The sequence below is a fragment of the Acidithiobacillus sp. HP-11 genome (assembly GCF_015100075.1).
Classification (GTDB): Bacteria; Pseudomonadota; Gammaproteobacteria; order Acidithiobacillales; family Acidithiobacillaceae; genus Acidithiobacillus; species Acidithiobacillus thiooxidans.
Genome location: NZ_JACKYY010000008.1, coordinates 19313 through 31285, shown reverse-complemented (window position 1 = coordinate 31285; position 11973 = coordinate 19313). Strand labels below are relative to the sequence as shown.

The window sequence follows — 11973 nt, the reverse complement described above, 5'->3', positions numbered from 1 at the left end:
CGGGGGCGCTGGCGTGAGGCAATTGTCCCGTTGCTTGGTCCTGTGTCGTTTTCAGCTTCAGCCATCCAGTGCCCGTTGAATGGCCCGGGAATATGCCCAGACCGTAGCTGAATAGTACACGCTGGGATTGTAGCCCATGATGGCGTAGAAATTGGGGTAGGCAATAAACAGTGTAGGACCTTCGGGAGTTTGCAGGCGAAGCAGGCCAACCGGGGTGTCAGCGGGTAAGGAAGAGGGTTCTTCCGGCTGAATTCCGGCGGCTAGCAGCTGCCCCAAGGGATGCTTGCCGTGCAGGAAGGCGGCAGCATCGACCCCGCCCGCACCAGCCACTCTGGCCATGACCGGTTGCCCTGGTTGCCAGCCATGGCCCAGGAAGAAATTGGCGGTAGAGGCCAGTACATCGGCGGGAGATTGCCAGAGATTGGGAAGTGGGCCGCCAGGAGGGTCATTCCAGACAATGCCGTAACGCAAATAACTGCTGGCCAGGAATTGCGACATCCCCATGGCTCCGGCTTCGGAGCCCTTCAGGGTTCCTGGTGACACCCCCAGCTTTTGGGCCAATTTCAGGGTTTCAGCAGTTTCATGCAGAAAAAACCGGCGGCGCCCCGGCAAAGCCAGCGAGAGGCTAAGGTTGCTGTTCAGCACCGAGAAGTTCCCCATGAATGAACCAAAACCCGTCTCAATGTTGAGAATGCCCATCAAAATGGTACCGGGAACCCCGTATTTCTGGCTGATCTGCTCAAGCAGGGCGCTATGCGCATTCCAGAATTGCAGCCCCCGATTGATCCGGTCTGGGTGCAGAAAACGGTCTCGATAGCGCCACCACGGATACGGAACGGATGGTTGCTGGCTGGGTGGCGGCGGGGTCATCAGCGCCACGGCACGGGCATTGAAGCGGGCATTTTGCAGGGCCGGAATGACATAGTTAGCCGGCAACCCGTCGTTTATCTGTAAATGACAGGCAATTTCCTGGAGTTGCTGTTGGTATTGTTGGGGGAAATTCGGAAAATAAACATCTTGTACGCAGGAAGCAGGCCGGGCAGAGGGCAGATTCTGCACTGGTTGGGAGGGTAAAGAATGAAATTCAGGTGCTGAGGCGGTGGATCTGGGCATGGTCTGGGCAGTAGGGTTGCTGACGGTACCTGTCGTGGGTGGAGCGACTTCGGTGGCACATGCAGACAGCAGGGTGGCCATGATAGTAGTGCTGAAAATGTTGCGGAGAACGGTTTTGGGGTGCATGTGCTTACTCGTTATGTTGTTGAAATCCGGATCAGATACGTGTTCAGTTATCGCGCATGGCCAGTAATTCTCTGGGCATAGGCCTGCGTACACCATCCAGACGTTCGGCCCAATAAGGGATTTGCAGGCTTTGCACGGCGACACCCTGGCGTCGGTTCAGTGCGCTGACAAATTGCTGCCCACCGATGTAAATCCCTACGTGCGAAAATGGTTGACCCATGGTATTGAAAAACACCAGATCACCAGGACGGATACGACGTAAGGGCACGGACGGCAGGGCAGCGGCCTGGGCAAAAGAAGTTCTGGGAATATCCACGCCAGCCTGCTCCAGCACGTAATGAATGAGACCACTGCAGTCAAAGCCGGTCTGGGGAGTGTCTCCTCCCCATCGGTAATCCTTGCCGATTTCCGAAATGGCGTGGACCAGAACGGCATCCAATGTGGTGGCTTCGGCGTGCTGCACATAATCCGAGGATTGCACTGGAGGCTGGGATGGGAGTGAGGAAGACGAAGGGCTGTTGGGGGCCATGCTGGCACAGCCACTGAGCGTCAATGTCAAAAACAGAAGAGTTATTCCCCCCCGTTTAAGGGGGCTTTTCGCAAACATAAAGTACTGCCTTGACATAGGCGTCTTCCTCATTCTTTTTTCTAAGGAAAGTAAATAGCCTAATTCTTCTGATTTGGCAAGGGAGGCTAACTACGGGAGATTAACTGCTGGTTGACCTGAATGGCCGCGATTGGTATTTTACGCGCTCTCTGGAACCGTTCGGCATCCAGGGCGGTTAGCTCAGTGGTAGAGCACTGCCTTCACACGGCAGGGGTCACAGGTTCGAACCCTGTACCGCCCACCAAATAAAACAATGGGTTACTTGTTAACCTGTAATTATCTCATGATGCGACTAAGGCGCAGTACGACGTGCTCATCTAGCTGACATTGTGGGTAGACGTGCCTATTGGATGACCTCCAAGTTGATATTCGGTTACAATCTAGCAGGAAATAATATTACCAACTATTCAACTGACGGTTTTTTCTGAGGATGTTGCTGATGACAACAGGTTATCCGGGTTTGCGCGCTTTGACTGCCAGTTTGCTGCTGGCGGGGCTCGCGGGTTGCTCCTCCTACATGCCTTACGCAGGACCGCGTGTCGGACCTGTGGAGAACGTGTCCCATAACAAGACATTGCGCGGCATTCAGCTGGTCAAGGTGGATTATGCCCTTGCCCATCAGATCCGGACTCGGGCAGATACGCCTCAGCTAAACCTGCTGCGCGACTTCAGTAACCCCAATCCGCGACTGTATACGGTGGGGCCTGGCGATACCTTGCAGGTTTATATCTGGGAGGCGCCACCCGCCATGCTTTTTGCTTCGGCCGGGGCAGCCAACAGCACTACGGGTTCCGGTTCGGTGATGACCTCCATTCCTGAGCAAATGGTGGGTAGTAATGGTGACATCATCATTCCTTTTGCCGGTAAAATTTCCTGTGCCGGTAAAACCTTGGACGATATTGGCGCTGAAATCCGCGCCCGTCTGAAAAATATGGCCCATGATCCCCAGGTGGTGGTCCGTCTAGTCAGCAACCATGCCCAGAGCATTTCCGTGGTTGGCAATGTGCGTAAAAGTACCCAGGTTCCGCTGATTCCGGGCGGGGTCAGCGTGCTGCAGGCGCTGGCGGCAGCGGGTGGGGTCGATAAACCGGTGAACAAGGTCACCATTCAGCTTTCTCATCAGGGGAAGGTGTTGCAACTTCCTCTGGAAGATGTCATCCGGCACCCCGAAGAAAATGTTTCCTTGCGTGCAGGGGATGTGATTACCGCACTGTATCAGCCGTTGCATGTGACCGTCATGGGAGCGACTACCCAGACCAAGGAAATTGATTTTGAAGCCTCGGGCATCAGTCTGGCGCAAGCTCTGGCCAGAGCGGGGGGGTTGAATGGAAATGAAGCCGATGCCAAGGCGGTATTCGTTTTCCGTCTGGAAAAACCCGACTTCCTCACCAATTGGCCAGAACCTCTGCAAACCAATGCCGAAGGGGAAGTGCCCGTGGTGTTCCGCTTTGACTTCAGCAATCCCGCCACACTCTTTGCGGCACAAGAATTCCCTATCCAGAACAAGGATCTGATTTATGTGGCCTCGGCACCTATTACCGATCTTCAGAAATTCCTGGGCTTGATCGTGCAGATTGTTTACCCGATCCAGGGCCTGAGTACGGCGGGCATCGTCAAGTAAGCATTTTATGGCAGATCTTGGCGAAGCTCCGGTTTATATAGATATCACCCGGCTTGTCCACCGCATGCGCAAGGGACGCATACCCACCGGGGTAGACCGGGTGTGCCTCGCGTATGTTGGTCACTTCCATGGTCGGGCACAGGCCATGATGATTCATAATGGCGTGGCGGTTGCCCTATCGGTAATCACTTCCATGACCCTGTTTGATACATTGCAGGCCTGGGCGCATGGGCAGCGCCATGGCAGCCTTGCCAAGACAGTTGGGCATATGCTGAAACTGCCCATCCGTCCGGTAAAATCCGGCAGCTGGGTTTTGAACATGGGCCACAGCGGGCTGGACCGCCCCAGCTATCTGGCCTGGCTGCGGCGCAAAAAAATGCGTCTGCTGGTGATGGCTCATGACCTGATTCCGGTGACCCATCCACATTTCTGTCAGTCCGATGCAACCCAGCGCCATGGAAAACGCCTGCAGGTGATTCTCGGGCAGTCGGCAGGTATTGTCAGCAATTCGCAGCACACCGCCGAGGCGCTTCGCGACTATGCAGAAAACATCAAAATGTCGATCCCGCCGATGGCGGTCATACCCCTGGGTACGCATTTAAAGCATGGCCCGCTTAATAGTCCCGAAGTTGCACCGGCAAGGCCCTATTTTGTGACGGTGGGAACTCTGGAACCCCGCAAAAACCATGCTTTCCTGCTCTATCTCTGGCAACGCATGATGGCGGAGTGGCGTTGGAATCATATTCCCCAATTACGCATTATTGGCCAGGTAGGATGGATGTGCGGCGATGTACTGTATGAATTGCAGCATAATGAGCGATTGAAAGAGCACGTCGAATTTCTTCCGCACTGCAGTGACGCAGAAGTGCTCGCGCATCTGCGTGGCGCTCAGGCCTTACTTTTCCCTTCGCATGCGGAAGGATTCGGATTGCCTTTGTTGGAAGCTCTGGAATCGGGAGTGCCGGTGTTGGCCAATCCGTTGCCCGTATTTGCGGAAATAGCAGGAAATATTCCGGAATATCTGGATACGGATGACGAAGCAGTCTGGCTGCAGGCAATTCGCGATTTCAGCGAGTGTGATCATGAACGCCGTCAACAGCAACTGCAGAGAATAAAAGGTTTTGTCGCCCCGACGTGGCCCGAACATTTTGAAAAATTCGAAAAATTTGTGAGTTTATTGTGAAAAAAGTTGCAATTATTGGCTATGCCTCCCGATTACCACAATGCCGGGATAAGGGCAGTTTCTGGCAACATCTGTTGACGGGAGATGATCTGATCACCCAGGTGGCTGAAGACCGCTGGGCGCAAGCCTGTCTGCAGCACCCGCAACGCAGTCATCCCGGCACGTCCGTCACTTTTGCCGCCGGTTCATTGGGGGATGTGTCGGGTTTTGATGCCGGCTTTTTCCGCATTTCTCCGCGTGAAGCGGCGGCCATAGATCCCCAGCAGCGCCTGCTGCTGGAAATGAGCTGGGAGGCGTTTGCCCATGCCGGTATCCGCCCAGAACTTCTGCGTGGCAGTCGCTGCGGTGTGTTTATGGGTCTGGCCAGTACCGATTATGCTTCGCGGTTGGCTGATGATCTGGCTGCCGTGGATGCCAATACTGCCACGGGCTCAACAGCCAGTATTGCCGCGAATCGGCTGTCCTTTTTTTACGATTTGCGAGGACCCAGTTTTGTCGTAGATACCGCCTGTTCTTCGACACTGGTAGCCTTTCATCAGGCTTGCCAGTCGATACTGCACGGAGAATCGGATCTGGCCCTGACCGGAGCCATCAGCCTGCATCTGCATCCTTACGGATTTCTTATTTTTTCCAAAGCTTCCATGCTTTCCAAGCGTGGACGCTGCCGCCCCTTTGATGCTTCCGCAGATGGTTATGTGCGCTCCGAGGGTGGAGGAATATTTATCCTCAAGGATCATGCGCAGGCGCTGCGCGATGGTGACCGGATCCTGGCCGTGGTCGCCCACAGCGCCATCAATACGGACGGGCACAAATCCGGTTTGACCATTCCCGGAGTCAATACCCAGCAAAGCCTGTTGGAACAAGCCTACGCCGCTGCAGGCATTGATCCCCGGCAACTGGATTATCTGGAAGCCCACGGTACCGGGACTTCCATAGGGGATCCGATTGAAGTGGAAGCCATTGGCAGGGCATTGGGTATCCATCGCGATGCCGATCAGCCACTACCCATCGGTTCCGTAAAAAGTAACATCGGCCATCTGGAAACCGCCTCGGGTATTCCGGGTTTGCTGAAAAGTATTCTGGTCCTGCAAAACCGTTTGATTCCGCCGACTATTGGGATAGAAACCCTTAATCCCCGACTGGCTTTGGATACCTACCACCTGGAAGTGGTGCAGCGTACGTGTCCACTCCGTGCTGAAGGCCCCTTGCTGGTTGGCGTTAATTCTTTTGGCTTTGGGGGAGCCAATGCCCACATCATTCTGGAATCCGCCAAAGCACCACGCCGACGCCGATCCCCGCGCTGGCGGAGTTCGGCAGATGGTCACAAACCGCTTTGCCTCAGTGCGTCTACGCCCTCTGCGCTGCAAGCTGTGGTCCGGGATTTTGCAGACTGGCTGGCGACGGCGGACCAGGACAAACTTTATGCGGCACTGTATCAGGCCAATTTCCGCCGGGCCTGGCTGGCGCAGCGCGTTATTTTCTGGCTGAACCCGCAGGAAGACATGGCCGCGCAACTGCTTGCCTTTGCTGATGGAAAGGGCGACAGCGTCGCTGTCCAGGCCATGGAAAAAATACAAGGTCCGGTATTTGTCTACTCTGGCAATGGGAGTCAATGGGCAGGCATGGGGCAGGCACTGCTTCAGGACCCGGTGTTCGCCCGCACCATCGCTGAGATGGATCACCACTTTGCGCCTCTGGCCGGTTATACGCTACAGGATGAACTGGCAGGATGCCTGGGTGATGATCGCTATATAGCCACTGAACAGGCGCAACCGGCTTTGTTTGCCTTGCAGGTCGGCATTACGGCCATGCTCCGTGCCGAGGGAATTGTGGCGGCGGCAGTTGCCGGTCACAGCGTTGGCGAGGTAGCTGCTGCCTGGGCTTGTGGTGCCCTGACCTTGGCCGAGGCGGTGCTGGTCATATACGAGCGGAGCCGTTTGCAGGGCCAGTCGCGGGGGCAGGGACAAATGACGGCAGTCGCGCTTTCTGCCGATGCGCTGATACCCCATCTTCACGATTGGGGTCTGGACCAGAGCATCAGTATTGCCGCCTGGAACAGTCACCGGGGTTCTACGGTCGTGGGCAGCAGTGCTGAACTGAGTGAACTGGAGAAAAAGCTTCGGGCTCAAGGCGTCGGCCATAAACGCCTGGATATTGATTACCCTTTCCATAGTCCCTGCATGGATCTGCTCCAGGCTGAACTGATGGAAGTGCTGCAGGGGCTGAAACCGCAGGCGACGCAAATTCCCTTTATTTCTGCGGTCAGCGGAACGGTGCTTGGCGGTGAAGCCCTGGATGCTGACTACTGGTGGCGTAATATACGTCAGCCCGTGCGTTTCCAGCAGGCAGCAGACGTCGCCCTGGAACAGTGGAATTTGTTCGTGGAAATTGGCGGTCATGCAGTGCTGCGCAGTTATCTGCAGGAGGCGATCAGCGCAGGGGGGCAGGAAGGACGAGTAATTCCTACCCTGCGGCGCAACGAGGATGATCCCGAAGCCATACGCCGGACATTGGCGGCCCTGTGGCTGGCGGGGGTCGAACCTGACTGGAAGCGGTATTTTCCGGTTCGCAGTACGCTCGTGGATTTGCCCGATTATCCCTGGGAACGGGAAAAACATTGGCATCAAACGACCCCGGAATCAGCAGGTACTTTATATCGTTATGCGGTGCATCCTCTGCTGGGGCATCCTGTGGCCGGACATCCGCATGAATGGGAACAAAGTCTGGACACGGCCCGCCAGGCTTTTCTGGCAGATCATCAGGTCGGGGATGGCGTGGTTTTCCCCGGCGCGGGTTTTGTCGAACTGGCACTGGCTGCAGCCCGGGAAAAACTGACTGAACGCCAGGATACCCGGGCCTGGACGGTGGAAGAGCTGGATATCCTGCTGCCGTTGCTGCTCGATAGTGCGCACAGCCGGATCGTGCGCGTGGAGCTTCAGGACGATGGTCATTTCCAGATTCGCTCCCGCAAGCAGATGGAAAACAACTGGGCCATTAATGCCAAGGGCCGGGTCCGTTTAGGGGCTACGCAAGGCGCGACAGAGCGCAGCCTGCAAAACTCAGGAAACCCGGCACCGACCAGCATGCCCGGTGCACCGGCAGATTTTCAGGGGGAAGAACACTACGCACGCTGCCGGGCTGCTGGCCTGCATTATGGGCCTGGGTTCCAGACGGTGACTCAAGGCTGGCTGCAAGGCACTACCATCCATGGGCAGTTGCAACTGTCCGGCAGCGCGATGTCAGAACCCTACCTGCTTCATCCCGCCTTGCTCGACGGCGCCATGCAGTTATTTGTGGATTTTCTGGCGCAAAGTCCGGTTCCGGCCGGTTGGGCGTATGTTCCCGTGCGTTTTGCCGGGCTCAGCGTCTTTGTACCGGGAACGCAGAAGCTGCGGGTTGTGGTCGAAGTGCTGCGCCACTCTCCCCAGTCGCTGCTGGCCCGTCTCAGCTTTTGGGGAGAAGCTGGCGAACTCGTCGCCTGCTGCGACAGCCTGCGTTTACGCCGGGTGCGACTGCAGAAGCCGGAAAAAGAAAAGCTCCGCTATGTCCAGTCGGTGCTGCGTCCCGTGCCACGTCCTGAACATCAGCATTTTGTCGCAGAACTGGATCAGCCGCGCATCCACAGCATTTTTGCCCGGCATCAGGCCGGACAACCCGCTTTGCAGCGTTATGCGCAAGAATATTCGCCACTGATTCATACCCTGTTACAGACTTATGCCGCCGAATCAGCAGGCCACAGTGATCCGGAATTGGCGGCGCACGATATCTGGCAGATGCTTTTACAGGATTATCCCGAGTTTTTCCCGATTACCCTGGCGGTTGGCCGCTATGGGCTGGGTAGCCAGGGCGAAGCTGCTGAGGATGCTCCCGACGGCTCTTTGCTGGCAGACCTGATGCCGGTATTGATGGATACCCTCAGCCCCTTGCTGGTGCGTTGTCTTCAAGATCTGCAAAGCCAGTGCCTACAGCAGTTATCTGCTGCGCACACTTTGAATTTCATGGAAATTTGCAGTGGCGAGCCGGAAGCCCTCGCGCTCTGGGCAGAAAAGACCGACCCGCGCATATCCCTATGGCGGGCTTATGTATCGGAAGACGCCGAAACCCGGGAAGACAAACCCTGGCAGTCCGTGCAAATCACTACAACTCCTTGCGCAGCCATGCATTTGATCTGGTTGCGTCTGGATGCCGCGCTGTCGGAACAGCATTGGCAGATGCTGGAATTTGCCGAGCGCTGCCTGGTACCCGGCGGGTTGTTGCTGGTCCAGGGAGTGGAACCCGAAAACTGGTGGAGTGAAGTGGATCCTGCGGCAAGCATTTTCCCCGCGCGAACGCAGATTCAGGACTGGCTGGAGCAGCGCGACATCGCCCTGAGTCTAACTTTGACAGCAGACGAAGCAGCGGGAGCTTATGGCTTTATTGCCCGTAAAAGCCCGGAGCAGTCAGCATTCCTCGAACAGATCCGTACCGAACCGGCTGCTGCGGTACTGCTCTGCAGCAGCCCCGACCATAATGGGGTAGAGAGTGTTGCCGCCTGTTTACTGGAAAACGCCCTGGCGTCTAAAGGGCTGGAATGCCGGCATTTACCGTGGCCGATAGAGGATAAGCTGCCGTCGTCCCCTGCACCCGCATCATCTGCAGAAGTTAAGCCGATAGCCGGAATGATTTTTCTGCCGGATTTTGCGGCTGTAGAGGATCTGTCAGCAGAAGGCGTATCAGCCGCCAGCAGGCTGCGCATGGACTGCGAACGCTTACAACAGGCGGGACTCTGGTGTCTGCGCCAGGACCCGGTCATCCCCTTGCTACTGTTGAGTGATGGCGGTTTGGGAGGGACTGCTTCTGCGACTGCCTTCAGAGCAACACACAGTTTGGGACAGGCTGGTCTGTGTGGTTTTGCCCGCAGTCTGCAAAACGAATGGTCAGAACTGAAGTTGCGCATTGTGGATTGGGGGCAGGGAAGTCCCGAGACCGTGGAAATGGTCGTTGAGGAACTCCTGAACCCCGGTCTCGAAACTGAGCTTCTGCTGGATGTTCAGGGCGGACGTTATATTTTGCAGGTACAGGAAGGCACTGCCCCGCAATTACAGCTGGCTGGTCATGATAATCCGCAAATCCCGACGCAACCCGTTCAGCCCGTACCCATCCAGCAACTCCAGTTTTCCCTGCCCGGCCAGCTCCGCCATTTGCAGTGGGTAGACGTACCAGAGCGGACTCCCGAGGCGCATGAGGTAGAAATTGCCGTTGACAGTACCGGGCTGAATTTTCGCGATGTCATGTATGCCCTGGGTTTACTGGCGGATGAAGCCCTGGAAAATGGTTTCTCCGGTCCCACGCTGGGCCTGGAATTTGCGGGCAGAATCCGGCGGGTAGGGGTTGCTGTGACACAATGGCAGGTAGGCGACGCAGTGCTGGGCTTTGCCCCGGCCAGTTTCAGCACACGCCTGATCACGTCGGAGCAGGCCATTACCCGCATCCCCGAAGGCCTGTCCATGCGTGCCGCCGCTACTATTCCCACGGTTTTCCTGACCGCATGGTATGCGTTGCACACGCTGGCCCAGTTGCAGGCTGGCGAAAAAGTCCTCATTCACGGAGCAGCCGGTGGGGTGGGCATTGCCGCCATCCAGATAGCCCGGCATTTGGGGGCGGAAATTTATGCGACGGCAGGTTCGCCGCAAAAACGCGATTTTCTGCGTCTGTTGGGGGTTCAGCACATCTATGACTCGCGCAGTCTGGATTTTGCCGACGCCATTCTGGCCGATACCCAAGGCGAAGGGGTGGATGTCCTGTTAAACAGCCTGTATGGCGAAGCCGTCCTCCGCAATCTCCAGATTCTCAAACCCTTCGGACGTTTTCTGGAGCTGGGAAAACGCGATTTTTACGAAAACAATGCCATTGGCCTGCGACCCTTCCGCAACAATCTCAGTTATTTCGGTATTGATGCCGATCAGCTCCTGAAAGGCCGGCCGCAACTCACTCAGACCCTCTTTACCGAAATCATGTCCCGTTTCGAGGCGGGAGAGTTCTTCCCGCTGCCCGCTACCCGTTTCCCGGCCGCCCGAGTCACCGATGCCTTCCGGCACATGCAGCAGGCCCGCCAGATCGGCAAGGTCGTGGTCGAGATGAACGCCCCCTATCTGCCCCATGCGCCCCGATCGGAAGCGGCTTTGCGCCTGCAACTCAATGGGCAAGCGGCCTATCTGATTACCGGGGGGCTGGGCGGGTTCGGTCTGGCAACGGCACAACGGCTGGCAGAACGTGGCGCCAAAAAACTGGTGCTGGTCAGTCGCAGTGGTCAGCCTGATCCTGCTGCTGCCCGCATCCTCAGTGACCTTCACCGTCAGGGATTGCAAATACACGCATGGTCCTGTGACGTCCGCGCAGCGCCTCAGGTACAGGCACTTATCCGGCGCATCACTGAAGAAGTCGGCCCCCTGCACGGCATTATCCACGCGGCTGCCGTGATCGAAGACGCCCTGGCCCGGAATCTCGACGCGGAGCTGATGGATAAAGTCATCCAACCCAAGGTCGCTGGTGCATGGAATCTGCATCAGGCCAGTCTCCATCAGCCCCTGGAGTTTTTTGTTCTGTATTCTTCCATGACCACCGTGCTCGGCAATCCGGGGCAGGCGCATTATGTGGCGGCCAACAGCTGGATGGAGGCTTTCGCGCAATGGCGGCGTCAACAGGGGCTGGCTGCACTGGCCATTCTCTGGGGAGCCATTGCCGATGTGGGGTATTTGACCAGACACGAAAAAACCCGCGACTTATTGCAGCAACGTCTGGGTGGAGCCGCATTGACTGCCAGTACCGCCCTGGATGTGCTGGAAAACATGATAGTCAGTGATGCCCATGGCTGGATGGTGGCAGATCTCGACTGGCGTGCCCTCCAGCGTTTTCTGCCAGTGGCCGCAAGCCCCCGTTTTGCGGCAGTCATGCCCTCCGGAAAGGCCGAGGCAACGTCCAGTGACGAAGACCTGCGCAGTCACTTGCAAAGCCTGCCCACGGCCGAAGCAGAACAATTGCTGGTGGAGACCGTCCGTCAGGAAGTCGCCCAGATTCTGCGTCTGTCTGCAGATAAAATCTCCCCTGATCAGAATCTCAGTCAACTCGGTCTCGACTCGCTCATGGGTGTTGAACTGGCCCTGGCTCTGGAAGAACGTCTTGGTGTCAAACTGCCGGCTTTTCTGCTGAGTGAGGGACCAACCCCCTTGCGTCTGGCGCGGCGTTTGGTGCAATCTTTGAGCAACGACGCAGAACAACAGGATGTTCCGGGTGCCGCAAGCATTACCCGTGAACAGCTGGAAGCCCAACACGGCGTTACCTGAG

General features: G+C 56.7%; 5 protein-coding genes and 1 tRNA gene. 4 read left to right on the top strand and 2 right to left on the bottom strand.

Features of this window, described 5'->3' with window-relative positions; genetic code table 11:
• Window positions 1-57: 57 nt before the first annotated feature.
• Window positions 58-1239: a lytic transglycosylase domain-containing protein gene (locus H7F08_RS04055; RefSeq protein ID WP_193639939.1), complete on the bottom strand. Its 1182-nt coding sequence runs from the start codon at window positions 1237-1239 to the stop codon at window positions 58-60.
• Between the two features lie 43 nt (window positions 1240-1282).
• Complete coding sequence (locus H7F08_RS04050; protein ID WP_226842679.1) at window positions 1283-1846, bottom strand: C40 family peptidase; 564 nt, start codon at window positions 1844-1846, stop codon at window positions 1283-1285.
• Window positions 1847-2015: 169 nt separating this feature from the next.
• Between H7F08_RS04050 and H7F08_RS04045 the strand changes: the two genes are divergently transcribed.
• From H7F08_RS04045 to H7F08_RS04030, 4 genes are all read left to right on the top strand, one after another.
• Window positions 2016-2090, top strand: a tRNA-Val gene (locus H7F08_RS04045).
• 195 nt (window positions 2091-2285) lie between these two features.
• Entirely contained in the window at window positions 2286-3467 is a 1182-nt protein-coding gene (locus H7F08_RS04040; protein WP_193639937.1) for a polysaccharide biosynthesis/export family protein, read from the top strand.
• A gap of 7 nt (window positions 3468-3474) precedes the next feature.
• On the top strand, window positions 3475-4650 hold the full coding sequence (locus tag H7F08_RS04035) for a glycosyltransferase family 4 protein (protein ID WP_193639936.1): 1176 nt from the start codon (window positions 3475-3477) through the stop codon (window positions 4648-4650).
• Window positions 4647-11972: an SDR family NAD(P)-dependent oxidoreductase gene (locus H7F08_RS04030; protein WP_193639935.1), complete on the top strand. Its 7326-nt coding sequence runs from the start codon at window positions 4647-4649 to the stop codon at window positions 11970-11972. The genes H7F08_RS04035 and H7F08_RS04030 overlap by 4 nt, the downstream gene beginning before the upstream one ends.
• The last annotated feature ends 1 nt before the right edge of the window (window position 11973 follow it).

Excerpts from the sequence above, each read along its gene's own strand:
- H7F08_RS04040 (WP_193639937.1), top strand. The coding sequence starts at position 2,286 with ATGACAACAGGTTATCCGGGTTTGCGCGCTTTGACTGCCAGTTTGCTG.
- H7F08_RS04055 (WP_193639939.1), bottom strand. The coding sequence starts at position 1,239 with ATGCACCCCAAAACCGTTCTCCGCAACATTTTCAGCACTACTATCATG.
- H7F08_RS04035 (WP_193639936.1), top strand. The coding sequence starts at position 3,475 with ATGGCAGATCTTGGCGAAGCTCCGGTTTATATAGATATCACCCGGCTT.
- H7F08_RS04050 (WP_226842679.1), bottom strand. The coding sequence starts at position 1,846 with ATGTTTGCGAAAAGCCCCCTTAAACGGGGGGGAATAACTCTTCTGTTT.